This is a genomic window from Brevundimonas sp. EU05-FHT14B11 (assembly GCF_058790835.1).
The window spans coordinates 250,650-274,166 of the sequence record NZ_JBYTCY010000003.1 but is presented as its reverse complement, the minus strand read 5'-3'; the positions used below and the strand labels follow the sequence as shown (position 1 = coordinate 274,166).

Below are 23,517 nucleotides of genomic sequence, written 5' to 3'. Positions count from 1 at the left end.
TCATCGCAGGGCCCGGATCAGGGCGGCTTCGAATCCCTTGGCGTCCGGGCCGGGCAGGGCGGCCAGGCCTCCGGCCTCGAACATCTCGAATACCTTCGGATGGACATAGGACGACCGGCAGACCGTCGGCGTATTGCCCAGCAGGCCGGAAACGGCCCTCACGCAGACGGTGATCTTGCGCTTGGCGTCGGTGGGCGAGGTCGGGGTCTCCGCCTCCCTCAGCGCCCGCGCCGCCGACACGGTCCCCGCCCAGGTGCGGAAGTCCTTGGCTGAAAAGGCCTCGCCCATGGCGTCGCGGATATAGGCGTTTACATCGTCCGACGTGATAGGGCACAGGTCGCCATCGGCGTTGCGGTATTTGAACAGTTGCTGGCCCGGCAGGTCACGCAACGACCGGACCACGGTCGCCAGCCGCCGGTCGCGCACCTTCACCTCATGCTCCACCCCGCTCTTGCCCTTGAAGGCGAAGGTCAGGGCGGCGCCCTCCAATTCCAGATGCCGCTTGTGCAGGGTGGTCAGACCGTAGGACCGGTTCTGCTTCGCATATTCCGCGTTGCCCACCCGGATCAGGGTGATCTCCAGCAGCCGTACGGCGGTGGCCAGCACCTTGTCCCGGGTCATGCCGCGCTTCGTCAGATCAGCCTCGACCCGCGCCCGCAGTTTCGGCAGCGCTTTGGCGAAGGCGGGCAGGCGGTCGAACTTGCTCTCCGAGGCGTGGCGGCTCCAGTCGGGGTGATAGCGGTACTGCTTGCGGCCCTTGACGTCCCAGCCGATGGCCTGGATGTGGCCGTTGGCGCGCGGGCAAATCCAGACGTCGGTCCACGCCGGCGGGATGGCCAGCATCCGGATACGGTCCAGCGCCTTGATGTCGGTGATGCGCTTGCCGTCGCGATCCAGATACCGGAACCCTGTTCCCGACTTCCGGCGAGAGAAGCCGGTCGCCTCGTCGCTGCACCAGGTCAGGCCCTCGGGCACATCGACGTGGGTCACACCCCGACCTCGCGCAAGGTTTCGCGCAGTCCGTGGACCCAATCCCGCGGGGCGTCTCCGCCCCACACCTGCCAGGCGATATAGCCGGCCGAGGGCTTGTCCTTGTTGTTCCAGTCCCGCCCGTGCTTGTCGACGACGTGGCGGGCGAAATAGCTGTACGTCGACCTGATGTCCCGATCGCTCAGGATCTCCTGGCTCATCAGCTGCTCGGCCCGGCGCGCGCCGACCTCGGCGCCGCCGCGCTTGTGCTCGCGGCGCAGCTCCAGTCCTCGCTCCGCAGCGTCCGCGACGGCCTTCGGAGGGGGGCGGTTTTCGTCGGACAGGACGGGGTGTTCGATCATGGCGAACTCCAACGACGAGCGAACGAAGGCGGTTCCTCTTGACCGCGCGGGCGCGGAGGCGGAGGGCAGGGGGCATGAACTATCGCCACAGCTTCCATGCCGGAAATTTCGCCGATCTGGTCAAGCACGCTCTCGTGCTCTGGCTGCTCGACCGCCGTCGCGCCACCGGCCCCGTGACGGTGATCGACACCCATGCCGGGGCCGGGGTCTACGACCTCAGCGGCGACGGCGTCCGGTCGAAGGAAGCCGAGGCCGGCATCGCGCGTCTGATGGCCGCCGATCATCGTCCGCCCCTGATCGAGGCCCTGGCCAGGGCGGTCGGCGAACTGAATCCGCACGGCGGCGCGCGCCTCTATCCGGGCTCGCCCCTGCTGATCGCTCACCGGCTCGGCCGCGACGACCGCTATCTGGGCTTCGAGCTGAACCCGCCGGTGCTGGAGCTGCTGACCTCGGCGCTGGAGCCCTTCCCCCAGGCGACCGCCCGGGGCGGCGACGGCTATGATCAGGCGCGGGCCGAGGCGGCGCATGCGTCCGGCGCCCTGGTCCTGATCGACCCGCCGTTCGAACGGCCCGACGACTATCAGCGCGCCGCTGACACCGCCGCCGCCATCGTCCGCGCCGATCCCCGCGCCATGGTCGCGGTCTGGACTCCGCTGAAGGATCTGGAGACCTTCGACGGCTTCCTGCGCCGGCTGGACGAGGCGGGCGCCAAGCGGGTGCTGGTCGCCGAGGCGCGCCTGCGGCCGCTGACCAATCCGATGAAGATGAACGGCTGCGCTATGGTCGTGCTGAATGCTCCCGCCGGGGCGGAAGACGCCGCGCGCCAGATCTGCGACTGGGTGGCCGGTACGCTGGGCGAGGCCGGGGCCAAGGCCGAGGTCTGGACGGCGTAATTTAGTCGATCACTTCGCCGGGCTCGTACAGGTGCGGCTCGAAGGTCGCGATGGCCATGATCGGCTCCATCGCCTTGGCCACGCCGGCGGTCCGGGCCATGGCTTTCCAGTCCTCGCGTGTGCGCCAGACCGCATAGACCGCCGCTACCTTGCCGTTCAGGCCCCGGTGCAGGGTCGCCGAGATGAAGCCCTCGGCTCCGCGCTGGGCGGCGACCATCACCGCCAGATGTTCCATCAGCAGCGCCTGCTTTTCAGGATCGCAGCGATAGACGTTGATGAGCACTATGGGATCAGCATCGGACATGGCGCGTCCTCTAGACCAGTTTTGCTTCAGGTTTGTACGGTCCGAACCTAAAGAATCCTCTCTCGCCAACGACGGGAGCAGCGTCTTGTCTGTCCGGCCAGCGAGGCCATATCGGGTGGCCCGTGGAGAGCCGAATGACCCGTATCGCCATCCTGAAGACCGGTGCGCCGCCGCCGGCCCTGGCCGAAACCCATGGCGACTATCCGGCCATGTTCGGGACCCTGCTGGGCGACGGGTTCGAGACCACGGTGTTCGACGTGCGGCAGGGCGAATGGCCCGATCCCGTCGGCTTCGACGGCGCCGTCATCACGGGCTCGGCGGCCGGGGTCTATGAGGACGACGCCTGGATCGGCGCCCTGCTGGACTGGATCCGTCTGGCCCGGGGCGAGACGAGATTGGTGGGCGTCTGCTTCGGCCACCAGGCCATGGCCCAGGCCCTGGGCGGCCGGGTCGAGAAGTCGGACCGGGGCTGGGGCGTCGGCCTGCATCGCTACGAAGTGGCCGCGCCGGCGCCGTGGATGACCCCCGCCGCCGCCACGGTCGCCATCCCCGTCTCGCATCAGGACCAGGTGGTCGCCATTCCCGGCGACGCCCTTGTCACCCTGAGCAGCGCCTTCACCCCCTACGCCGGCCTGGCGTGGGGCGAGGACGCCATCAGCTTCCAAGGCCACCCCGAGTTCACCCCCGCCTACGCCTCGGACCTGACCGCCGGGCGGCGCGGGCGGATCGATCCGGTGCTGGTCGACCGGGCGCTGGAGACCCTGGCCCAGCCGAACGACCGGGCCCTGGTCGCGGACTGGATTCGCGGCTTTCTCGCGCTGTAAATCTTACTCAAGGAATGCGTGCGAATACGGAGGGACATGTGCCTTTCCCGGTTCGCGCTTACGATTGCAGCAGTGTTCGCCGTCCTCGGCGCCGCTCCCGCGTTCGCACAGCCGGACGCCAGGGGGACGGACGACGGGATGCAGCTGGCGGCGTTCGTGGAGGCTCGGGCCTCCTCGACCACCTTCGCGGCGCTGGAGGCCTTCGGCCATGACGCCATGCGGCGCACCGACCGTGAGGGGCTGAACCGGCTCTACCACGTCACCTGGACCATCCTGAACCAGGGCGAGTTCGAGCGCGCGGCGGTGTGGAACGCCCGGCTGGAGGCCGCCGCCCGCCGTCGCCGCGACGCTCGGTACATCGACATCGCCCACCTGAACGCCCTGACCATCCGCTACGACCAGGGCGAGGGCGCCGTGGCCGCGGAGATGAACCGCATGGCCGCCTCCGGCCGCGACTGGTTCGTGCGCGCCCACGCCGCCCGCCTGACCGCCCTGTGGATGATCGACAACGCCCGCGTCGGGGAGGGCCTGCAGCTGTTGAGCCAGGCGGAGGCCGACATTCCCGCCAACGACCCCTTCGCCGCCACCGCCCGCGCGGGCATTTGGGAGGTGGCGGGCATGGGTCTGAAGGCGCTCAACGACGTCAAGGGCGCCGCCGACGCCTTCCGCAAGTTCGAGATCGACTATTCCACCCCGGCCTATCCGCGTCCGGATTTCGACAGCCTCTACAACCTGGCCATGATGGCGGTGAAGGTGGGCGAGATGGACCGCGCCGCCCGCTTCTACGCGGCCCACAACCGGCTGGCCCTGCGTTCCGACCTGCCGACGCTGAAGATCTATGACGCCAGTCTGTGCGCGACCGTCGCCGACGCCCGCCAGGCGCCGCGCGCGGTGCTGGCCTGTCTGGAGCCTTACGGCGAGGACCTCGGCGAGGCCGCCTTCCTGGCCCGGGACGCCCTGCCGCTGCGCGCCGTCGCCCGCGCCCGCACCGGCCAGGCCGCCGCCGCCCGCCGGGACCTGGAGACGCTGCGGCGGCTCGAGGCCGGCGTCGGTGAACAGTCGAACGTGGATCAGGTCGAGGCCGAGGTGCTGTTCGCCGAGGGCCGACCCGAAGAGGCCTTCCGCATCCTGCGCGCCCATATGGCGGCCCAGGAGACTTCGGCGGCCCGAAGCTTCAGCGCCGGCATCCACCAGGTCACCGGCAACATGCAGCAGCAACTGGCCGAGCGCCGCCGCCAGCTGGAGATGGCCCGCGCCAACACCCGGCTGCAGCTGACCGTCACCGTCATCGTCGTCCTGTTCCTGCTGTGCGCCGCCGCGGCGCTGGCGTGGCAGTGGCGGCTGGGCCGGTTCCTGCGCGACGCCCGCCGCCGCGCCGAGGAGGCCAACCGCGCCAAGAGCGAGTTCCTGGCCAATATGAGCCACGAGATCCGCACGCCTCTGAACGGCGTGGTCTCCATGGCCGACTCGCTGGCGCGCCGCGATCTCGATGCTCAGGAGCGCGAGATGGTCGAGCTGATCCGCTCGTCCGGGGCGACCCTGGAGCGCCTTCTGTCCGACATCCTCGACAGCGCCAAGATCGAGTCCGGGCAGGTCACCCTCGAACCGGTCGCCTTCGATCTGGAGCAGACCGTCGGCGACGTGGCGGCCCTGTGGCGGGTCAAGGCCGAGGACAAGGGCGTCGCCCTGAACGTCGACTTCGACCCGGCCCTGTCCGGCTTCGTCGAGGGCGACGCGGTCCGCCTGCGCCAGGTCCTCAACAACCTCGTCTCCAACGCCCTGAAATTCACCGCCGAGGGCGAGGTCCGGATCGCCGTGCAGGCGGTCGAGGACGGCCGCGCCGTCTTCCGTGTCAGCGACACCGGCGTCGGCTTCGACGCCGAGCAGAAGGGCCGCATCTTCACCCGCTTCCAGCAGGCCGACGGCTCGATCACCCGGCGCTACGGCGGCACGGGCCTCGGCCTGGCCATCTCCACCGCCCTGGTCGATCTGATGGGCGGCGCGCTGGATTGCGACAGCACGCCGGGCGAGGGCGCGGCCTTCTGGTTCGAGATCGCCCTGCCGCCGGCCGAGCCGGTCGCCGCCGAGGCGGTCGCGCCCGCCGACACGATCGACGTGGCCGCCACGCCCCTGCGCATCCTGCTGGCCGACGACCACCCCGCCAACCGCAAGGTGGTCGAGATCATGCTGGCCGCCACGGCCATGGAGATGGTCGCCGTCGAGGACGGCCGTCAGGCGCTGGACGCCTTCGCGGAAGGCGGCTTCGACCTGGTGCTGATGGACATGCAGATGCCGGTGATGGACGGTCTGAGCGCCACCCGCGCCATCCGCGCGCTGGAGGCCGACCAGGGGCTGCCGCGCACGCCCGTGGTGATGCTGACCGCCAACGCCATGGCCGAGCATGTCGCGGCGGGCCGCGCCGCCGGCGCCGACGGCCACCTGACCAAGCCGGTCACCCTGGCCAGTCTGTTCGAGGCGATCCGCAGCGCCCTGGACCCCGAGGGGCCGAGCGGTCAGATCAGGGCCACTTCACCACGGGCGGCATCGAGCTGAGGATCGAATCGACGTTGCCGCCGGTCTTCAGGCCGAAGGTGGTGCCCCGGTCGTACAGCAGGTTGAACTCGACGTAGCGCCCGCGCCGGACCAGCTGTTCCTCGCGCTCCTCCGCCGTCCAGGCCTCGCCCATCCGGCCCGCCACGATCCGCGAATAGATGTCCAGGAAGGCCTCGCCCACGTCGCGGGTGAAGGCGAAGTCGCGATCCCAGCCGCCGCTGTCGTGATGGTCGTAGAAGATCCCGCCGGTGCCGCGCGGCTCGTTGCGGTGGGGCAGGAAGAAATACTCGTCGCACCACGCCTTGAACTTGGGATGCCAGCTGGGATCGTGGGCGTCGCAGGCGGCCTTCATGGCGGCGTGGAAGGCGAGGGTGTCGGGCGCATCCTCGCGCCGGTCCACGTCCAGCACGGGCGTCAGGTCCGCCCCGCCGCCGAACCAGCTCTTGGTCGTGGCGATGAAGCGGGTGTTCATGTGCACCGCCGGAACCCGCGGGCTCACCGGATGGCAGATCAGGCTCACGCCGGTGGCGAAAAAGCGCGGGTCCTCCGCCGCGCCCGGCACCGTCTTCGCATAGTCCGCCGGGAAGGTTCCGTGCACGGTCGAGACATGGACGCCGACCTTCTCGAACAGGCGGCCGTGCATCATGCCCATGACGCCCCCGCCGCCCTCCTTGCGCTCCCACGGGGTGCGCACGAAGCGGCCGGGCTCGCCGGGGAACAGGTCGGCGGGCGCCTGGTCTTCCAGGGCCTCGAACCCGGCGTGGATGCGGTCGCGCAGGGTTTCGAACCAGGCCCGGGCTTCGGTCTTCTTCTGGGCGAGGGGATCTGCGGCGTCGGTCATGGCGGCTTCCTAGACCATTTTTGCTTCAGGTCGCTTCGACCTGAATCCAAAAAATGGTCCAGCATCAAACTGGAGCGAAATCTGAGCCGAGCCGGACTTCGTCCAACTCGACCGATTTCGCTCTAGGCCCCCGTCGCCTTCGACGAAAGTGCGGCCCGTTGACCGCCCCCGCAACTCTGCCACTGTCGCCGCTTCGTTTTTGGGGAACCGTCCATGATCCGCACCGTGCTTCTGGCCGCCGTCGCCCTGTCCGCCGTCGCCCTCCCGGCGCTGGCCCAGTCGGCGGCGCAGACCGATCCTGGCGAGGCGCGCGCCCGGCGCATCCTGGACGGCACGCCGCTGATCGACGGCCACAACGACCTGCCCTGGGCCCTGCGCGAGAGCCACGGCAACGACCCCTACGCCGTCGACCTGACCCACGACCTGCGCGCCACGACCAAGCTGCACACTGACATTCCCCGCCTGCGCGCCGGCGGCGTGGGCGGCCAGTTCTGGTCCGTCTACGTCCCGGCTGACCTCAGCCCGACCGTGGCCGCGCGCGAGACCTGGGAGCAGATCGACACGGTCCGCCGCATCGTCGCCGCCCATCCGGATGTGTTCGAGTTGGCGACCACGGCGGACGACGTCGTCCGGATCCACGGCGAGGGCCGCATCGCCAGCCTGATCGGCATCGAGGGCGGTTATTCGATTGATGATTCGCTGGGCCTGCTGCGCGAGTTCCAGGAGGCCGGGGTCCGCTACATGACCCTGACGCACTCCAAGACCACGACCTGGGCCGACAGCGCCACGGACGCGCCGAAATGGGGCGGCCTGTCGCCGTTCGGCGAGCAGGTGGTCAAGGAGATGAACCGCATCGGCATGATGGTCGACCTCAGCCACGTCTCCGAGGACACCATGCTGGACGCCATGCGGGTCTCGGAGGCGCCGGTGATCTTCTCCCACTCCTCCGCCCGCGCCGTGACCAACCGGACCCGCAACGTGCCCGACAATGTCCTGCGCCTGATGCCCGAGGACGGCGGCGTGGTGATGGTCACCTTCGTGCCCGGCTTCGTCAGCGCCGCCCAGATGACGTGGAACCAGGAGTTCGCGCTCGAGGCCGACCGTCTGGGCGTCGATCCGGGGGCGGAGACCCCTGACCCGCGCCTGCTCGCCTGGGCCGAGGCCCACCCCCGGCCCCGCGCCACGATCGCCGACGTGGTCGCCCACATCCAGCATGTCCGCGACGTCGCGGGTATCGACCATGTCGGCCTGGGCGGCGACTTCGACGGCGTGGACAGCCTGCCGGACGGCATCACCGGGGTGGACGCCTATCCGCGCATCCTCGCCGCCCTGATGGCTAACGGCTGGACCGAGGCCGACATCCGCAAGCTGGCGGGCGAGAACGTCCTGCGCACCATGCGCGCCGTCGAGGCCGTGGCCGCCGCCAAGCGCGCCGAACGCCCCAGCCTGGCCGCGCCGCTGGCGGGCGGGGCGCCGGAATAGCTAGTTCGAGCGCGCGTCCTCCAGCCGCTCGTAGGCCGGCTGCATCCACCGCTCCGCCAGCGCGCGCAGGCCCTCCGGCGCGGACTGGCGCTTGGCTTCTGCGTCGCCGGTGAACGGCTGGTCGCCTTGTTTGGGATTGCGGCCCGAGGCGGCGGTCAGGCGCGAGATCTCGTCGGGCGTCGGCGTGATCCCGAAATGGGCGGCGACCTCACCCCAGGTCGCGCCGGGCAGTTGGCTGTAGTCGATCAGCAGCCCGGGCGCCCGACCGTGCGCCTCCAGCCCCGCCGCATAGATCGCACCCAGCACCCGGGCGGCGTAGGCGTCCGCATCCGGCTCGGCGTCGATCCCGAACAGGGACGCCGGCAACAGGCCCGGCACGGTGTGCACCCCGCGCTGGCCCAGGGCGCTGACCAGCACTTCCACCGGATCGCGGTACAGGAAGACCCAGGGCGTCTCGGGGAAGGCCTCGCGGATCAGGTCGTGCTGCAGGGTGTTCCAGGCGTCGAACTTGACGAACAGCCGGCTCTGCCCGGGCGCCCGCGCTTGACCCAGCGCTCCGACCATGGCGCGCAGCAGGGCGACCTGCCGCTCGCGGCCCAGCCGCTCGCCCGCCCGGATGAGGCTGTCCACCGGCCCCGGCTCCGACAGCACCAGCGCCCCGTCCAGCCGACCCAGCAGATGCGCCAGCAGGGTCGAACCGCAGCGCGAGACATGGAAGATGAAGCCGGTCGGCGGGACGCCCGGACTGCGCCCGACCCAGGTCTCCAGTTCCGTCAGCGTCGTTCGCCGCCGGAACAGCGTGTTGGCCGGATGGCGCATCAGCCCGGTGAAGGTGTCGTCCAGGAAGGCCTCGGTGAAGCGCGGGGCGTCGCACCAGATCCATTCCACGACCGACGCCTCGACATCGGCGTCGTCCCAGAAGATGCGGCCGGGCAACCAGCCGTCCAGCGCGCCTACTTCATCCATTGGTCGTTCCAGCGGCGGCGTTCGGTCGCCATGGCCTCGCGCACGGTCTGGGCGGTGAAGGGCAGGCCATGCTCCAGGCCCAGCCGCACGGTCTCCTCGACGAACAACTCGCGGTCGGTGGTGTCGCGCAGGTCGCCGTGCAGGGCGGGCTCGGCCGCGACCAGCGCCCGGAACCGCTCCAGATTGGCCCTGGCCTCGTCGGCCCCGACCTCCGGCTCCACGGACCGGAAGGGATCGTCGGCCTCGAAGGGGATCCGGTCGCGCAGCCAGTCGTTGACGCCCACGTCGATGACCAGATGGATGCGGTCGGTCGCGCCGCCGTTGAACACCCGGTGCGGCTGGCCGAGGTCCAGATACCAGGTCTCGCCCGGCGCCATGACCACCCGCCGGTTCCGCAGGTGGAAGCTGACGTCGGGGTTCGTGACCACGGGCACGTGCAGCCGGGCCTCGCCCCGGTCGTAGCCCAGGTCGTAGTCGCGATGCTCCCGGATGACCCCGCCAGGCCCCAGCCGCAGCAGCCGCACCGACCGCAGCGGACAGTCCAGCGTCGCCAGCACCGCGCGGACACCGGGACAGAGATCCAGCAGGGGCGTGTCGGCGAAGGCCTCGGCCGTCGCCACCAGGCTGTCGGCGCCCTGCGCCGGACCGCGCAGCACCAGTCCGCTCCAGTCGCCGTCGTAGAAGCCCCGATTGAAATGCGGAATCCAGCCCTCGGCCGACAGGGCGTCGAGATCGGCCGTCAGGGCCGCGGCGTCGAAGGTGAGGGGCAGCCGGAAGCGGTCGATCATGCCCGCAGATTGTATTGGCTGTTCCGGCTCGCGCGTCCAGACGCTTCAGGGCAGGCCGTCCGTCTGCCGCAGCGCTTCGAACAGGGCGATTCCCGCCGACACCGACAGATTCAGCGACCGGGCCTCGGGCCGAAGCGGGATCACCACCCGTTCGTCGGCCGCCGCGTGCACGAAATCAGGCGCGCCCGTCGGTTCGCTGCCGAACAGCAACACATCGTCCGGCCTGAACGCGAAGCCGGGCAGGGGCGTCGCGCCCTTCGTCGTAAACAGCACCAGCCGCCCGGCGCCCCGATCGCGCTGGAATTCGTCCCAGCCGGCGTGCCGGGTCATATGGCCGAGGGGGCCGTAATCCAGCGCAGCACGCTTCATCGCCCGGTCATCCAGACGGAAGCCGGTGGGTTCGATCACGTGCAGTTCGACGCCGAAACAGGCGCTCAGCCTGATGCACGCGCCCACGTTCTGCGGAATGGCCGGTTGAAAAAGGGCGAGACGCATTCTAAGGCCCTCATACGCGCGGCCCGGGGGCTTGTCGCGGCCTGTTTTGCGACCGTTTCGCAAGAAGCGTCAGCAACTTGCGGCTTTCCGCCGCAAACTCGGGCCGGGCGAGATTTCCGGGTTTCCGCTAATGCATTCATGCCGTGACCGCCATGCTCCTTCCCGGGCGTGGAATGCGGCGTACGAGGAGTGAGACGTGGCCGAATCGGTCGTTGAAGGCGAAGGCGGCGACGCCACCCGCCGGGACTTCATCCATATCGCCGCCGGCGCGGCTGCGGTCGGCGCGACCGCCATGGTCGTCTGGCCGTTGATCAATTCGATGAACCCCGCGGCCGATACCCTGGCCCTGGCGTCGATCGAATTCGACATGACTAAGGTCCAGGAAGGCCAGCAGGTCGTGATCAAGTGGCAGGGCAAGCCGGTGTTCGTGCGCTATCGCAGCCCGGCCGAACTGCAGCGCGTGATCGCCGACGATCATGCCAGCGACCTGAAGCAGCCGCAGACCGACGCGGAACGCACCAAGCCGGGCCACGAGAAGTATCTCGTCGTGCTGGGCAACTGCACCCACTTGGGCTGCGTCCCGACCTTCGGCACCGGTGACTTCGGCGGCTGGTTCTGCCCCTGCCACGGTTCGCACTACGACGCCTCGGGCCGCATCCGTAAGGGACCGGCTCCGGCCAACCTCGTGGTGCCGGAGTATGACTTCGTGTCCGACACCCGCATCAAGATCGGCTGAGGACGGATAAGAGAACGATGAGCGATCACGAATCCACCTACGTCCCCAAGACCGGCGTCGAGAAGTGGCTCGACACCCGTCTTCCGATCGTCCGCTTCGGCGCGGACTACATGTCGCTGCCGACTCCGAAGAACCTCAACTACTGGTGGACCTTCGGCGGCATTCTGGCCCTCTGCCTGGTCACGCAGATCGCGACCGGCATCATCCTGGCCATGCACTATGTGCCGAACACCGAACTGGCCTTCGCTTCGGTCGAGCGCATCATGCGTGACGTCAACGGCGGCGACCTGATCCGCTACACCCACGCCAACGGCGCCTCGATGTTCTTCATCGCGGTCTACCTGCACATGCTGCGGGGCCTCTACTACGGGTCCTACAAGGCGCCGCGGGAGATGATCTGGATCGTCGGCTGCGTGATCTTCTTCCTGATGATCGCCACCGCCTTCCTCGGCTACGTCCTGCCGTGGGGCCAGATGTCCTACTGGGGCGCCGAGGTCATCACCAACCTGATCGGGGCCATCCCGGTCGTCGGCGAGCCGATCCTGATCTGGCTGCGCGGCGGCCCGGCGATCGACAACGCCACCCTGAACCGCTTCTTCTCGCTGCACTACCTGCTGCCGTTCGTCATCGCCGGCTGCGTGGTGCTGCACCTGTGGGCCCTGCACACGGCCGGCCAGAACAACCCGGTCGGCATCCTGATCCCGAAGGACCGCGAGAAGAAGGACACCGTTCCCTTCCACCCCTATTTCACGGTCAAGGACGGCTTCGCCATCATCCTGTTCCTGATCCTGTTCGCGGTGTTCGTCTTCTTCATGCCGAACGCCCTGGGCCACGCCGACAACTACATCCCGGCCAACCCGCTGCAGACCCCGGCGCACATCGTACCCGAGTGGTACATGCTGCCCTTCTACGCGATCCTGCGCGCGGTCCCGGACAAGTTCGGCGGCGTGCTGGCGATGTTCGGCGCCATCGGCGTGCTGTTCATCCTGCCGTGGCTGGACACCTCGAAGGTGCGCTCGATGCGCTACCGCCCGACCATGAAGATCTTCTTCGTGATCTTCGTCGTCGTCGGCGTGATCCTGGGCTGGTGCGGCGGTCAGCTGCCGGACGCCGCGGTCGTCCCCGGCATGCCCAGCTTCACCCTGATCGACGGCAAGCTGAACAGCTACCTGTGGCTGACCCGCCTGGCGACGCTCTATTACTTCGCCTTCTTCTTCGTGATCCTCCCCTTGGTGGGTCTGAAGGAGAAGCCGCTCCCGATCCCGGCGACCATTTCGGAACCCGTCCTGTCGGGCAGTGACGAGCACAAGGGCTGATCGCGACCATGATGACCCTCAAGACTCCGATGCGCTCCATGAAGAAGACCCTGGTCCTGATCGCCGCGGCGGCCGGCCTGACCCTCGCCGCCGGCCCCGCGCTGGCGGAAGGCGGCGGCCACCACCTGCGTGACGGCGGCTTCTCGTTCGACGGTCCCTTCGGGACCTTCGATCAGGGCCAGCTGCAACGCGGCTACAAGGTCTACCGCGAGGTCTGCGCGTCCTGCCACAGCATGGACCTGATGCATTTCCGCACGCTCGCGGAACCGGGCGGCCCCTTCTACGACGCGCACCAGGCCAGCCCGGCCGAGAACCGCTTCGTCAAGGCGCTGGCCAAGGAAGTTCAGATCGCGGACATCGACACGGAAACCGGCGAGCCGGTGATGCGTGACGGCACCGCCGCCGACCGCTTCCCGCACCCGTATCCGAACGCCACGGCCGCCGCGGCGGCCAACGGCGGCGCGGCTCCGCCCGACCTGTCGGTGATGGCCAAGGCCCGTCACGGCGGCGCGAACTACATCTACTCGCTGCTGACCGGCTACCACGCCGTGCCGGAGGGTCTCACGATCCGTCCGGGCCAGAACTACAACGCCTACATGGCAGGCGACCTGACCCCGTTCTGGACGGGCGACGCGAAGCACGTGCCGGCCGGCGGCTTCATCGCCATGCCCGCGCCGCTGCGCGCCGGCCAGGTGACCTATGACGACGGCACGGCCCAGACGGTCGACAACTACGCCAAGGACGTCGCCGCCTACATCGCATGGGCCTCGGATCCCAAGCAGGTGGCGCGCAAGCGGGCCGGCGTCGGCACGCTGATCTTCCTGCTGCTGTTCGCGGGCGTGACCTACCTGTCCTACCGCCGCATCTGGAAAGGCGTCGCCCACTAAGGCGCCCCCACAGGCTGACATGATCGACCCGCCGGAGCCCGCGCTCCGGCGGGTTTTTCATTTCCGTCTCCAGTGCGTTGCCAAGACTGAAAAAGAACTTTAGAACACAAAGTGAAATCAAGGGAGGTCTCCATGATCCGCCGTCTTCGCTCCGCGTCCGCCGCCGCCCTGGCCGTGTTCGCCCTCTCCACGGCGATTCCCGCCGCCGCCCAGGTCGCGCCCAGCCCGACGGGCAGCCAGGCCCAGCGGACCGCCGTCGGCGCGCTCGACTTCCTGGACGGCGAATGGCGCGGCGAGGCGGTGATCAACATGCCCGGCGGCCGCCTGGTCCTGACCCAGACCGAACGCGTCGGCTCCCTGCTGGGCGGTTCGGTCAAGGTGATCGAAGGGCGGGGTTACGCCGCCGACGGCGCGACCGGCTTCAACGCCCTCGCGATCCTCTCATGGGACGAGCGGGCCGGACGCTACGGCTTCCGCAGCTACGCCAACGGCTACAGCGGCGACTATCCGTTCGAGCGCACCGAGGACGGATTCCGCTGGGAAACGCCCGCCGGGCCGAACGCGAAGATCCAGTACGTCGCCACCGTCCGCGACGGCGTCTGGCATGAGGTCGGGGACTATGTCGCCGAAGGTCAGCCGCCCCGCCGCTTCATCGAGATGCGCCTGACCCGCGTCGGCGACACGACCTGGCCCGCGGGCGGGGCCGTGTCGCCGCAGTAGGCGGCGCCTGATCGACAGCCCCCGAACGGCGCCCTACGGTCCGCCCCCTGTTCAAAAGGCTGAGGGTGTCCCGAGCATGCGTTTGTCCGTCTCTGTCGCCGCGCTGGTCGCCGGCGCGCTCCTGTCCGTCGCGGGCGCCGCCGGCGCCCAGACCCCGACCTTCGACACCGGCCGGCTGTCCGAGCATGTCCGCGTGCTGTCCGACGACAGCTTCGAGGGCCGGGGCATCGCCACGCCCGCCGAGCAGAAGGTCATCGACTACCTGAGCGCCCAGTACGCCGCCGCCGGCTTCCAGCCGGGCGGGCCGAACGGCCAGTGGACCCAGGACGTGACGCTGAACCGCTTCACCGCCTCCAACATCCGCGCCGGCTTCAAAGTCGGCGACACCGCCATCCCGCTGACCCAGGGCCAGCAGATCGTCATCTCCACCCGCCTTCCCAGCCAGCACACCATGCTGATGGACAAGCCGCTGGTCTTCGTCGGCTACGGCATCGACGCGCCCGAGCGGCAGTGGAACGACTTCAAGGACGTGGACGTCCGCGGCAAGGTCATCGTCGTCCTGGTCAACGACGCCGACTTCGAACAGCCGGAGCTCAACACCTTCGGCGGCCGGGCCATGACCTACTACGGCCGCTGGACCTACAAATACGAAGAGGCGGCCCGCAAGGGCGCCGCCGGCGTCATCATCGTCCACGAAAGCGCGCCCGCCTCCTATGGCTGGGCCACCGTGACCAACAGCTGGTCGGGGCCGCAGTTCGACATCGTCCGCGCCAACGCCGCCGCCGAGCGCGTGCCCATGGAGGCCTGGCTGCAGCGCGACGTCGCGGTCGAACTGTTCCGCGCCGCCGGCCAGGATTTCGAGGCCCTGAAGGTCGCCGCCCGCAGCCGTGACTTCCGCCCGGTCGAACTGACCGGGGCCGCCTTCAGCGGCATGTTCGACGTCGCCTCGAACCAGGTCACGACCCACAACGTCATCGCCCGCCTGCCGGGCACGACCCATCCGGACGAGACCGTCCTGTTCACCGCCCACTGGGACCACATCGGCGTCGGCGCGCCGGACGCCGAAGGCGATACGATCTTCAACGGCGCGGTCGACAACGCCACCGGCACCGCCGGCCTGCTGGAGCTGGCCCGCGCCTTCGGCGCCGGTCCGCGGCCCCAGCGCTCGATCGTCATGATCAGCTTCACCGCCGAGGAAAGCGGCCTGCTGGGCTCGGAATACTATGCGTCCAACCCGGTCTACCCGCTGGCGACCACGGTCGGCGGCTTCAACGTCGATTCGATGAACGTCTACGGCCGGGTGAACCGCTACGGCATCACCGGCTACGGCCAGTCGGACCTGGACGAGCGCATCGCCGCCGTGGTCGAGACCCAGGGGCGCACCATCCAGCCGGACGCCAACCCGGCCTCGGGCGGCTACTTCCGCTCCGACCACTTCCCGTTGGCCAAGCGCGGCGTGCCGATGACCTACGGCGGCTCGACCGGCGACTTCCGCGATGAGCCGATCGCCGAGCGCCAGGCGTCCCGGTCCGAGTACGGCCGCAGCCGTTATCACCAGGCCGCCGACGAATGGTCGCCCGACTGGGATCTGCGCGGCCAGGTCGAGGATCTGCAGGTCCTCTATTCGGTCGGCCGCGACCTGGCGAACAGCCGCGTCTGGCCGCAGTGGAAGGACGGCTCCGAGTTCGGACCGGCCCGCGCCGCGACGGCGGCCCAGCGGCGGTAGAGACCCCGCGTTTCCCTCCCCCTTGTGGGGAGGGATGTCGGCGCGTCAGCGACGACAGGGTGGGGTCCATATCCGAGCGCTCGGTTCCCCACCCGTCTCGCTTCGCGAGCCACCCTCCCCAGAAGGGGAGGGAGACGGCGCTGACATGACAAAAATGTAAGGAGCGGTCCTTCGGGGCCGCCCTAGAGTGCGCGCCATCAAATCGGGGGATGGAGCCTACTCAATGTTTCGCAAACTGACGGGCGGCATCGCCCTCGCCGCCATGCTTCTGGCGGCCGGCGCCGCCGGGGCCCAGAGCTTCTCGGCCGAGCGCATCAGCAACGACATCCGCACCATCAGCGCGGACGAATACCAGGGCCGGTATCCCGGCGCCGAGGGCGAGCGCATGGTGCTGGCCTGGCTGCAGGGGCAGTACGAGGCCATGGGCCTGCAGCCCGGCGGCCCGAACGGCCAGTGGCTGCAGCCGGTCGAGCTGAAGCGCTACACCCCGGTCGCCGGCGGCACGGCCAGCTGGACCGGCCCGGACGGCCAGTCGCACCCGCTGACGGTCGGAACCGACATCGTCCTGCGCGCCGTCACCAACGACGGTCGCGCCTCGATCCGCAATGCGGGCCTGGTCTTCGCCGGCTACGGCATCACGGCTCCCGAGCGGAACTGGGACGACTACGGCGACCTGGACGTGCGCGGCAAGGTCGTGGTGGTCATCGCCGGCGAGCCGGACGGCGAGCGGTTCAACGGCGAGTACGCCACCAACTATCAGTCGGGCGCCTACAAGGCCGACGAGGCCTTCCGCCGCGGCGCGGTCGGTGTCGTCACCCTGGTCCCCATGGCCGCCTCGTCGCCCCAGTGGCAGGGCGCCATGCGCGGCGCGGGTCGCACTCGCACCCTGACGCCCGGCGCGGCGAACCTGGAGTTTTCGGGTGCCATCAACCACGACCTCGCCTTCGCCCTGGCCGCGGCGGCCGGGCTGGGCATGGACAGCTTCGCCAACACCGCCGGCGGGTCGTTCAAGGCCGTGCCGCTGAACGGCGTCACCCTGTCGCTGGATATCTCGGAGACCATCGACACCCTGGTCACCCACAACCTGCTGGCCCGCATTCCGGGGACCGAGCATCCGGAAGAGACCATCATCTATTCGGCCCACTGGGACCACGTCGGCGGCGCCGCCCAGCACCCCAATGTGACCGGCGACAACATCTGGAACGGCGCCTGGGACAACGCCTCGGGCACCATCGGCGTGCTGGAGATGGCGCGTCAGCTCAGCCAGGCCCCGCGCCCGAAGCGCTCCATCGTCTTCGCCCACATGGCGGCCGAGGAGATGGGTCTGCTGGGCGCCTACGGCTACGCCGCCGATCCGGTCTATCCGCTGGAGACGACGGTCGCGGACATCAACATCGACATGCTGCCGCTGTCCGGTTCGACGCGCGACATTCCGATCTTCGGCAAGGGCCAGAACGATCTGGAAGACCGGCTGGAGGCCCTGGCCGCACCGCTGGGCCGCTACGTCTCGGACGACCACATGCCCGAGGAAGGCTTCTACTACCGGTCGGACCACTTCCCCTTCGCCCGCATGGGCGTGCCGGCGATCATGCCGTGGCACGGCTGGGACTGGGTCGAGGGCGGCCGTGAAGCCGGCGAGGCCGCCTGGCGCGCCAAGTTCGCGGCCGACTATCACAAGCCCTCGGACGAATGGTCGGCGGACTGGAACCTGACGTCGGCGGTCGAGAACCTGACCCTGCTCTACCACCTGGGTCTGGACCTCGCGAACAGCAACGACTGGCCCGGCTGGAAGCCGACCTCCGAGTTCGCCCAGGTGCGCGCCCGTTCGGACGCCGCTCGCCAGTGACGGTCAGCATCCGCCCTCTGACCGGCGACGGCTCGCCGCCGGCGGAGGGCGAATACGCCCAGGCCTGTGAAGTCAGCGGGGCGACCCGCTGGCTCTATCTGTCCGGCCAGATCCCGGTCGCGCCGGACGGGTCGCTGGCGCCCGACTTCATTGGCCAGTGCGAGCAGGTCTGGGACAATCTGGAGACCCAGCTGCGCGCCGCCGGCATGACACTGGACAATCTGGTGAAGGTCACGACCTTCCTGTCCGACCGTGCCTACGCCCTGGAGAACCGCGAGGTGCGCATCCGCCGTCTGGGCGGTCGCCAGACCGCGCTGACGGTCATCGTCACCGGAATCTTCGACGAGGCCTGGCTGGTCGAGATCGAGGCCGTGGCGGCGGCGTAAGGTCGCCTTGTGGGGCTTCGCCAATCGCCCCACAGTCGGCCCCATGAGCCGCTGGTCGCCGCAGCCCGCACCGCAGGAACCCGACGGCCTGATCCTGTTCGACGGGGTCTGCGTCTTCTGCTCGCGCTGGGTGCGGTTCGTGATCGACCATGATCCTGAGGGGCGGTTCCGCTTCCTGCCGATCCAGTCCGAGGCCGGGCGGGCGCTGGCGATGCGGTACGGCATCGACCCGGAGGCGCCGCAGACCAACGCCGTGGTCCTGGACGGACGCATCTTCTTCAAGTCGGACGCGGCGCTGAGTGTGCTCGGCGTACTCAGGGACACGCGGCCGTTGGCGGTCTTGAAGGCGGCGCCCCGGGCGCTGCGCGATCCCGTCTACGACCTGATCGCCAAGAACCGCTACGCGATCTTCGGGCGGACGGAGACCTGCATGGCGCCGTCGGCGGCCGACCGGGCGCGCTTCCTCGCATGACCACAGTTCTCGTGATCGGAGCGGGCGGGGTGTTCGGTTCGCGGCTGGCCGATGGGCTGCTGCGGCACGGCTTCGGCGTGGTGGTCGCGGGGCGGGACCGGGCGCGCGCCGAAGGCGTGGCCGCGCGGCTGAGGGCGGCCTTCCCGGAAGGGCGGGTCGAGGTCGCCGTCATGGACACCGCGACCCTGACCCCGGAGACGCTGAAGGCCACGGGGGCGACCGTCGTCGCCGACATGGCCGGGCCGTTCCAGGGCGCGCAGCCGACGACGGCGCGGGCCGCCATCGCGGCGGGCCTGAATTACGTCGACCTCGCTGACGGCCGGGACTTCGTGAAGGCCTTCCCCACGCTGGACCAGGCGGCGAAGGCGGCGGGCGTCGTGGCCCTGACCGGCTGCAGCTCGACCCCGGCCCTGTCCAACGCCGTGCTGGACCGGCTGACCGAGGGCTGGCGCGAGGTGGTCTCGGTCGAGGCCGCCATCTCGCCGGGCGCGCGGGCGCCGAAGGGCCTGTCGGTGATGCAGGCCATCCTGTCGTGGCTGGGACGGCCGGTCATGGTCTTCGACGGCGGCGTCTGGACGATGCGGCGGGGGTGGAGCGGGCTCTACAAACGGGACTTCGGCAAGGCGGGCGCGCGGCGGGTGTCGCTGTGCGAGACGCCGGATCTGGACCTGTTCCCCGTCCGGTTCGCACCGCGGGAGCAGGCGCTGTTCCTGGCGGGAATGGAGCCCTGGCCCCTGCATCTGGAAGGCTGGCTTCTCGGTTGGTTGGTCAGCCTGTTCCGCTTCGATCCCGTACCGCTGGCCAAGCCTCTGCTGGCGCTGGCCGGGCTGCATTCCGTCACGGGTTCGGACCGGGGCGCGATGCGGGTGCAGGCCTATGGCGTGGACGGCGAGGGCCGGGCGGCGCGGGCGGTCTGGCGGCTGGTGGCCGAACCGGGGGAGGGGCCGGTGACGCCCAGCCTGCCCGCGCTGGCGGCGATCCGCGCCATCGCGGCCGGACAGGTCGCGCCGGGCGCGGGTCCTTGCGTCGGCGTGTTGCCGCTGGAGGCGATCGTGGACGAGATGGCGCCGCACGGACTGGCGACGGAGAGGCTGGCGGAGCGGGGCGCGATCTACGCCCGCGCCATCGGCCCGGCGTTCGACGGCCTGCCCGCGCCGATCCGGGCGCTGCATGAGACGCCGGGGCGGTCGCTGTGGCGGGGACGGGCGACGACCGAGGGCGCGTCGAGCCCGCTGGCGGCGCTGGTCGCCCGCATCGTCGGCTTTCCGAAGGCGCAGGCCGACTGTCCGGCGGAGGTGGCCATCGACGCGGACGGCGACCGGTCGGTCTGGCGGCGGCGCATTGGCGGCCATGCCTTCGCCAGCGTCCTGTCACGGCCTCGCCCCGGCGGGCGGGTGCGCGAGCGCTTCGGGCCACTGAGCATGGACCTGGGCCTGACGCCCGAGGACGGGCGGCTGGTCTATCGGGTCGAGGGCTGGCGGGCGGGTCCGATCCCTTTGCCCCGCGCCCTGGGCCCATCAACGCAGGCCTTCGAAGAGGTGGATGAGCAGGGCCGCTTCGTCTTCGACGTGACCATCACCGCGCCGCTGATCGGGCGGCTGGTGCGGTATCGGGGCTGGCTGGAGCGGGAAGCCTGATCCTTCTCCCCTTGGGGGAGAAGGGCTCAGCTCGTCGGCGCCACCGTGGCGCGGGCGATCAGGTCGCGCGCCTGGGCGATGCCGGCTTCGGTGGTCAGGGTCCCGGCCTGGATTTCCTCGGCCCAGTCCATCAGCGGCTTGCCGGTGACGGCGCCGCGGTTGGCCTCTTCTTCCAGGTAGATCCCGCCGTTGGCGGTCGCGACCGCGTCCCAGGCGGCGCGGACGCCGGCCCAGTAGTCCTTGGTGGCGGCCCAGTAGTCGTCGCCGGGCTTGGCGTCATAGTTGTCGACGCGGCGGTAGGTGTTGATCACGTCTTCCTGGACGATGGCGACAGGATCGCCGGCGTCGCCCTCGGCCTGACCCATCTTCATGTTGTCCTGGATGTGGACCCAGCCCTGCGGGGTCAGGGCGTGGCGGTTGACGCCCAGGTAGCGGTCGTAGATCGGGTTGCGGACCGCGTCGCGGCGGGCTAGCGGGCGCCAGGTGGCGTTGCTGGTCCACTCGGCCAGGCCGTGGTCGTAGTCCCAGTGGCCGACGCCGCCGTAACGGGGGCTGTCGTCGGTCTGCCAGACGGTTTGCGACCAGGCGCCCCGGCGTTCCCCGGCCGAAACCGGGGTGACGGTCCAGCGGTTCGGACCGGCGTAGGTGAGGACGGTCTCGGGCTCATAGACCCAGTCCTGGCGCCAGTGCTTGATCACGAAGTGGTTGCCCGCGTCGTCGCCCATGACGAGGATGTGCTGCAGGCTGATGCGCGTGCCGTCGTCGTAGACGACGCGGACGATCTCGTCGCCCGCCGACAGCTTCTCTTCCAGCGGCTCATATCCCTCGCGGAAGCTGACGTTCTCGCGCATGTCGAAACGGACCCGCCATTGCCCCGCCTGGGCGAGGATCGACTGGCGATCCCGCTCGAACTGGCTGGCCGCCGGCGCGTCGACCGAGGCCGCCGCGGCGGCGGGCTCGGCGCCACTCGAGGCTTGGGCCGGGGCGGTCGCCGCGAGGGCGGCCAGGACGGTGGTCAGCAGCAGTGCGCGGCGCATGGAGCGTTCCTTCGAATGCGAGTCAGTCGCGTTATCGTCTTCTGGTTTCAGTACCGCAAGGCCAGCGAGAGACCGAAGTTGCGGCCGGGCTGGGTGTAGGCGTCCTTGACCGCCGACGAGGCGGCGACGCCGCGGACGTCGCTCCACCAGCTGTACTTCTCGTCCAGGACGTTGAAGAGGCCGGCGCGGGCCGTGACGCGGTCGGTAAGGGCGAACCAGGCGGTCAGGTCGACCAGGGTGAAGTCATCGCCGGTGTAGCAGCCGGCGGCCGGGTTGGCCGCGTTGTAGCAGCCCAGACCGTCCGTATCGCCGGCGTCCTTGGCCTGCGACCAGGTCAGAACGGCCTGACCGCCGAAGCGACCCTGGGGCTCTTCATAGCCGAGGCCGAAGACGACCTTGATCGGGTCGATGGTCGGCAGCTGGCGGGTGACGCCGGCGCTGGTGGTCTCGCCGTCGGCATAGGCGAAGGCGAAGCGGGCGCTCATGCCGTTGTCCCAGAAGGCGTTGGCGCTGGCCTCGAAGCCCTGGATCTCGACGTCGGTGAAGTTGATCCACTGGTAGACCATCGGATCGGCCGGGGTGCCGGCGCCGGAGACGACCTGCTGGCTGATGAAGTCCGAGTAGTCGGACTGGAAGACCACGGCCTGGCCCGCGAACGTGCCGCCCAGTAGCGAGATATCGCGGACGCGGACGCCGAACTCGACGCTCTGGCTGGTTTCCGGCTTCAGGTTCGGGTTCGGCAGCGAGGTGTAACCGAAGGCCAGGTTGGCGAAGTAGTTGTTCACCTGGCTGGGGGTCGGGGCCTTGAAGCCCTCAGCCCAGTTGGCGAACAGGCCGAAGTTGTCATGTCCCCACCAGACCACGCCCAGCTTGGGCGAGACGTGGTCGTCCGACTGGTCGGCGCGCGGCCCCGGATACAGCGGATCGTTGGCGGTGCTCAGGTCATAGGTGTCCCAGCGGACGGCCGGGACGATGCGCAGGTCGCCGCCCAGCAGGGTGATCTCGTCCTGGACATAGACGCCGCCCAGCGAGAAGTCGGTCTTGGGGAAGGCGCTGGTCGGGAAGGTCTCGCCGGCCGGCGGCACGGTGCCCGAGCGCACGCCTTCCTGGGTGGTCTCGGACCAGTCGCCGCCGACGGTCAGGCGGTTGACGCCGATGGTGCGGGTGAAGTCGGTCGAGACGCCGAACACCTCGTTGTCGAAGGTGTTGTCGCGGCTGCGGTCGACGGCCGGGGTGCGGTCCTCGAAGGTGTACTGGCGGGTCTCGGCGGTCTGGCCGTAGACGGTCAGGCGGCCGCTGTCGAAGCCGAGGACGTCCTTGCCGCGCCAGCCGGCGCTCCAGCCCTCGCGGGTGGTGGTGTCGTCGGCCAGCAGTTGCAGCACGGTGAGGCTGCGGCCGCTGAGGACGTCCGCGGTCATCTCGCTTTCGAAGTAGTCGTAGGTCAGGCGCAGGCTGTGGCCCGGCGCGAAGTCCCAGACGCCCTTGGCCAGGAAGGCGTCGGAGCTGACGTCCATGGGGTTGGCCTGGGTGCGGGTCGAGCCCGTGCCGCCGACGGATCCGGCGTTCTCGGTTTCCTGGGCGTCGCGGCCCGTCCAGGCCAGCATGCCCGAGAAGGCGCCGCTGCGGGCGGCCATCATGCCGGACTTGGTCAGGCCTTCGTCGGCCGAGTTATAGCCGACGCGCGCGCGGGCGCCGAAGCTCTCGCCGCTGCGAATGAGGTCGGCGGGGTCCTTGGTCGTGAAGGCCACTGCGCCGGCCAGGCCGTCCGAGCCGTAGAGGGCCGAGGCCGGGCCGCGCAGGATCTCGACCGAGCGCATGAGGTCGAGGTCGGCGTAGCCGCCGCGGCCGACGCTCTGGGCGCCGAAGGTGAAGCCGTCCGGCACCCGGACCCCGTCGACCAGCATCAGGACACGGTCGCCGCCCATGCCGCGGATGGTGAAGCCTTCATTGCCGCCGCGGCCGGTCGTGCCCAGGGCGGCGCCGAAGCGCTGGGGCTGGCTGACGACGCTGACGCCCGGCTCGAAGCGGACCAGGTCCTTGATGTCGGTGACCAGCTCGTTCTCGATCTGGGCGGCCGTGATGACGGTGACGGTGGCCGGGGCTTCGTCGGGGCGGACCTCGGTGCGGGTCGCCAGCACGCTGACCGGGGCCAGCTCGGTCGCGTCCTGCTGGGCGGCCGGGGCCGTCTGGGCCATGGCCGAGGGAGCGGCGGCGACGGTCAGGGCGGCGAGCCCGGCGGAGAGGAGAAGCGTGCGCATGTATGGTCCCGCTTGAAGA

Annotated in this window: 22 protein-coding genes; 13 read left to right on the top strand and 9 right to left on the bottom strand. The window is 69.9% G+C overall.

Annotated elements, in window-relative coordinates; genetic code table 11:
- Both AC3WRV_RS14515 and AC3WRV_RS14510 read right to left on the bottom strand, forming a co-directional pair.
- A complete protein-coding gene (locus AC3WRV_RS14515) occupies nucleotides 1–990 on the bottom strand; it encodes a DNA topoisomerase IB (RefSeq protein ID WP_492313809.1) in 990 nt (329 codons plus the stop codon).
- Nucleotides 987–1,331, bottom strand: coding sequence for a hypothetical protein (locus tag AC3WRV_RS14510; RefSeq protein WP_492313808.1), 345 nt, complete (start codon nucleotides 1,329–1,331; stop codon nucleotides 987–989). Before AC3WRV_RS14510 ends, AC3WRV_RS14515 begins: the two co-directional genes overlap by 4 nt.
- A 74-nt stretch (nucleotides 1,332–1,405) precedes the next feature.
- On the opposite strand from AC3WRV_RS14510, the gene rlmJ reads away from it, so the two are divergent.
- Nucleotides 1,406–2,224, top strand: coding sequence for a 23S rRNA (adenine(2030)-N(6))-methyltransferase RlmJ (gene rlmJ, locus AC3WRV_RS14505; RefSeq protein ID WP_492313807.1), 819 nt, complete (start codon nucleotides 1,406–1,408; stop codon nucleotides 2,222–2,224).
- 1 nt (nucleotide 2,225) lies between these two features.
- Here the strand turns inward: rlmJ and AC3WRV_RS14500 are convergent, their stop codons facing one another.
- Nucleotides 2,226–2,528, bottom strand: coding sequence for an antibiotic biosynthesis monooxygenase family protein (locus AC3WRV_RS14500; RefSeq protein ID WP_291833890.1), 303 nt, complete (start codon nucleotides 2,526–2,528; stop codon nucleotides 2,226–2,228).
- A 134-nt stretch (nucleotides 2,529–2,662) separates the two neighbouring features.
- Here AC3WRV_RS14500 and AC3WRV_RS14495 point away from each other — a divergent pair, with 134 nt between their 5' ends.
- Together AC3WRV_RS14495 and AC3WRV_RS14490 are read left to right on the top strand one after the other, a co-directional pair.
- Nucleotides 2,663–3,352 carry a glutamine amidotransferase-related protein gene (locus AC3WRV_RS14495; protein WP_492313806.1) on the top strand — a complete coding sequence of 230 codons (690 nt, stop codon included), beginning with the start codon at nucleotides 2,663–2,665 and terminating at the stop codon, nucleotides 3,350–3,352.
- Nucleotides 3,353–3,424: 72 nt separating this feature from the next.
- Nucleotides 3,425–5,905: a hybrid sensor histidine kinase/response regulator gene (locus tag AC3WRV_RS14490; protein ID WP_492313805.1), complete on the top strand. Its 2,481-nt coding sequence runs from the start codon at nucleotides 3,425–3,427 to the stop codon at nucleotides 5,903–5,905.
- Here AC3WRV_RS14490 and hemF read toward each other — a convergent pair.
- Complete coding sequence (gene hemF, locus AC3WRV_RS14485; protein ID WP_492313804.1) at nucleotides 5,871–6,746, bottom strand: oxygen-dependent coproporphyrinogen oxidase; 876 nt, start codon at nucleotides 6,744–6,746, stop codon at nucleotides 5,871–5,873. The genes AC3WRV_RS14490 and hemF overlap by 35 nt on opposite strands.
- Before the next feature lie 213 nt (nucleotides 6,747–6,959).
- Here hemF and AC3WRV_RS14480 point away from each other — a divergent pair, with 213 nt between their 5' ends.
- Nucleotides 6,960–8,228 (top strand): dipeptidase, encoded by a 1,269-nt coding sequence (locus tag AC3WRV_RS14480; RefSeq protein WP_492313803.1) that lies wholly within the window; start codon nucleotides 6,960–6,962, stop codon nucleotides 8,226–8,228.
- Here AC3WRV_RS14480 and AC3WRV_RS14475 read toward each other — a convergent pair whose 3' ends face one another.
- Genes AC3WRV_RS14475 through AC3WRV_RS14465 form a run of 3 tightly spaced genes read right to left on the bottom strand, consistent with a single transcriptional unit; the run spans nucleotide 8,229 to nucleotide 10,477 of the window.
- Nucleotides 8,229–9,194, bottom strand: coding sequence for an aspartyl beta-hydroxylase (locus tag AC3WRV_RS14475; RefSeq protein ID WP_492313802.1), 966 nt, complete (start codon nucleotides 9,192–9,194; stop codon nucleotides 8,229–8,231). It abuts the gene before it with no gap.
- Nucleotides 9,182–9,982, bottom strand: a complete 801-nt coding sequence (locus AC3WRV_RS14470; RefSeq protein WP_492313801.1) for an aspartyl/asparaginyl beta-hydroxylase domain-containing protein — start codon at nucleotides 9,980–9,982, stop codon at nucleotides 9,182–9,184. The genes AC3WRV_RS14475 and AC3WRV_RS14470 overlap by 13 nt, the downstream gene beginning before the upstream one ends.
- Before the next feature lie 45 nt (nucleotides 9,983–10,027).
- A complete protein-coding gene (locus AC3WRV_RS14465; RefSeq protein WP_291833911.1) occupies nucleotides 10,028–10,477 on the bottom strand; it encodes a tRNA (cytidine(34)-2'-O)-methyltransferase in 450 nt (149 codons plus the stop codon).
- Between the two features lie 196 nt (nucleotides 10,478–10,673).
- On the opposite strand from AC3WRV_RS14465, the gene petA reads away from it, so the two are divergent.
- From petA to AC3WRV_RS14420, 9 genes are all read left to right on the top strand, one after another.
- Nucleotides 10,674–11,213, top strand: a complete 540-nt coding sequence (gene petA / locus AC3WRV_RS14460) for a ubiquinol-cytochrome c reductase iron-sulfur subunit (protein WP_291833914.1) — start codon at nucleotides 10,674–10,676, stop codon at nucleotides 11,211–11,213.
- Nucleotides 11,214–11,230: 17 nt separating this feature from the next.
- Complete coding sequence (locus AC3WRV_RS14455; RefSeq protein WP_492313800.1) at nucleotides 11,231–12,529, top strand: cytochrome b; 1,299 nt, start codon at nucleotides 11,231–11,233, stop codon at nucleotides 12,527–12,529.
- 8 nt (nucleotides 12,530–12,537) lie between these two features.
- Nucleotides 12,538–13,416 (top strand): cytochrome c1, encoded by an 879-nt coding sequence (locus AC3WRV_RS14450; RefSeq protein WP_492313799.1) that lies wholly within the window; start codon nucleotides 12,538–12,540, stop codon nucleotides 13,414–13,416.
- Between the two features lie 132 nt (nucleotides 13,417–13,548).
- Entirely contained in the window at nucleotides 13,549–14,136 is a 588-nt protein-coding gene (locus tag AC3WRV_RS14445; protein WP_492313798.1) for a DUF1579 domain-containing protein, read from the top strand.
- A gap of 76 nt (nucleotides 14,137–14,212) precedes the next feature.
- Complete coding sequence (locus AC3WRV_RS14440; protein ID WP_492313797.1) at nucleotides 14,213–15,862, top strand: M28 family metallopeptidase; 1,650 nt, start codon at nucleotides 14,213–14,215, stop codon at nucleotides 15,860–15,862.
- A 223-nt stretch (nucleotides 15,863–16,085) separates the two neighbouring features.
- Nucleotides 16,086–17,708, top strand: coding sequence for a M28 family peptidase (locus AC3WRV_RS14435; RefSeq protein WP_291833929.1), 1,623 nt, complete (start codon nucleotides 16,086–16,088; stop codon nucleotides 17,706–17,708).
- Nucleotides 17,705–18,094, top strand: coding sequence for a RidA family protein (locus tag AC3WRV_RS14430; RefSeq protein WP_291833932.1), 390 nt, complete (start codon nucleotides 17,705–17,707; stop codon nucleotides 18,092–18,094). The genes AC3WRV_RS14435 and AC3WRV_RS14430 overlap by 4 nt, the downstream gene beginning before the upstream one ends.
- A gap of 43 nt (nucleotides 18,095–18,137) precedes the next feature.
- Nucleotides 18,138–18,566, top strand: coding sequence for a thiol-disulfide oxidoreductase DCC family protein (locus AC3WRV_RS14425; RefSeq protein ID WP_492313796.1), 429 nt, complete (start codon nucleotides 18,138–18,140; stop codon nucleotides 18,564–18,566).
- The gene (locus tag AC3WRV_RS14420; RefSeq protein ID WP_492313795.1) at nucleotides 18,563–20,203 is read left to right on the top strand and encodes a saccharopine dehydrogenase family protein; all 1,641 of its coding nucleotides are present in this window, start codon (nucleotides 18,563–18,565) and stop codon (nucleotides 20,201–20,203) included. The genes AC3WRV_RS14425 and AC3WRV_RS14420 overlap by 4 nt, the downstream gene beginning before the upstream one ends.
- Nucleotides 20,204–20,229: 26 nt before the next feature.
- Here AC3WRV_RS14420 and AC3WRV_RS14415 read toward each other — a convergent pair whose 3' ends face one another.
- Both AC3WRV_RS14415 and AC3WRV_RS14410 read right to left on the bottom strand, forming a co-directional pair.
- Nucleotides 20,230–21,240 (bottom strand): DUF6607 family protein, encoded by a 1,011-nt coding sequence (locus AC3WRV_RS14415; RefSeq protein ID WP_492313794.1) that lies wholly within the window; start codon nucleotides 21,238–21,240, stop codon nucleotides 20,230–20,232.
- A 47-nt stretch (nucleotides 21,241–21,287) separates the two neighbouring features.
- Nucleotides 21,288–23,498 carry a TonB-dependent hemoglobin/transferrin/lactoferrin family receptor gene (locus AC3WRV_RS14410; RefSeq protein WP_492313793.1) on the bottom strand — a complete coding sequence of 737 codons (2,211 nt, stop codon included), beginning with the start codon at nucleotides 23,496–23,498 and terminating at the stop codon, nucleotides 21,288–21,290.
- Between the last annotated feature and the right edge of the window lie 19 nt (nucleotides 23,499–23,517).

Coding starts and splice junctions, on each gene's coding strand:
- AC3WRV_RS14480 (WP_492313803.1), top strand. CDS start 6,960: ATGATCCGCACCGTGCTTCTGGCCGCCGTCGCCCTGTCCGCCGTCGCC.
- AC3WRV_RS14425 (WP_492313796.1), top strand. CDS start 18,138: ATGAGCCGCTGGTCGCCGCAGCCCGCACCGCAGGAACCCGACGGCCTG.
- AC3WRV_RS14420 (WP_492313795.1), top strand. CDS start 18,563: ATGACCACAGTTCTCGTGATCGGAGCGGGCGGGGTGTTCGGTTCGCGG.
- AC3WRV_RS14415 (WP_492313794.1), bottom strand. CDS start 21,240: ATGCGCCGCGCACTGCTGCTGACCACCGTCCTGGCCGCCCTCGCGGCG.
- AC3WRV_RS14510 (WP_492313808.1), bottom strand. CDS start 1,331: ATGATCGAACACCCCGTCCTGTCCGACGAAAACCGCCCCCCTCCGAAG.
- AC3WRV_RS14450 (WP_492313799.1), top strand. CDS start 12,538: ATGATGACCCTCAAGACTCCGATGCGCTCCATGAAGAAGACCCTGGTC.
- rlmJ (WP_492313807.1), top strand. CDS start 1,406: ATGAACTATCGCCACAGCTTCCATGCCGGAAATTTCGCCGATCTGGTC.
- AC3WRV_RS14410 (WP_492313793.1), bottom strand. CDS start 23,498: ATGCGCACGCTTCTCCTCTCCGCCGGGCTCGCCGCCCTGACCGTCGCC.
- AC3WRV_RS14440 (WP_492313797.1), top strand. CDS start 14,213: ATGCGTTTGTCCGTCTCTGTCGCCGCGCTGGTCGCCGGCGCGCTCCTG.
- AC3WRV_RS14475 (WP_492313802.1), bottom strand. CDS start 9,194: ATGGATGAAGTAGGCGCGCTGGACGGCTGGTTGCCCGGCCGCATCTTC.
- AC3WRV_RS14465 (WP_291833911.1), bottom strand. CDS start 10,477: ATGCGTCTCGCCCTTTTTCAACCGGCCATTCCGCAGAACGTGGGCGCG.
- AC3WRV_RS14495 (WP_492313806.1), top strand. CDS start 2,663: ATGACCCGTATCGCCATCCTGAAGACCGGTGCGCCGCCGCCGGCCCTG.
- AC3WRV_RS14455 (WP_492313800.1), top strand. CDS start 11,231: ATGAGCGATCACGAATCCACCTACGTCCCCAAGACCGGCGTCGAGAAG.
- hemF (WP_492313804.1), bottom strand. CDS start 6,746: ATGACCGACGCCGCAGATCCCCTCGCCCAGAAGAAGACCGAAGCCCGG.
- AC3WRV_RS14500 (WP_291833890.1), bottom strand. CDS start 2,528: ATGTCCGATGCTGATCCCATAGTGCTCATCAACGTCTATCGCTGCGAT.
- AC3WRV_RS14435 (WP_291833929.1), top strand. CDS start 16,086: ATGTTTCGCAAACTGACGGGCGGCATCGCCCTCGCCGCCATGCTTCTG.
- AC3WRV_RS14470 (WP_492313801.1), bottom strand. CDS start 9,982: ATGATCGACCGCTTCCGGCTGCCCCTCACCTTCGACGCCGCGGCCCTG.
- AC3WRV_RS14445 (WP_492313798.1), top strand. CDS start 13,549: ATGATCCGCCGTCTTCGCTCCGCGTCCGCCGCCGCCCTGGCCGTGTTC.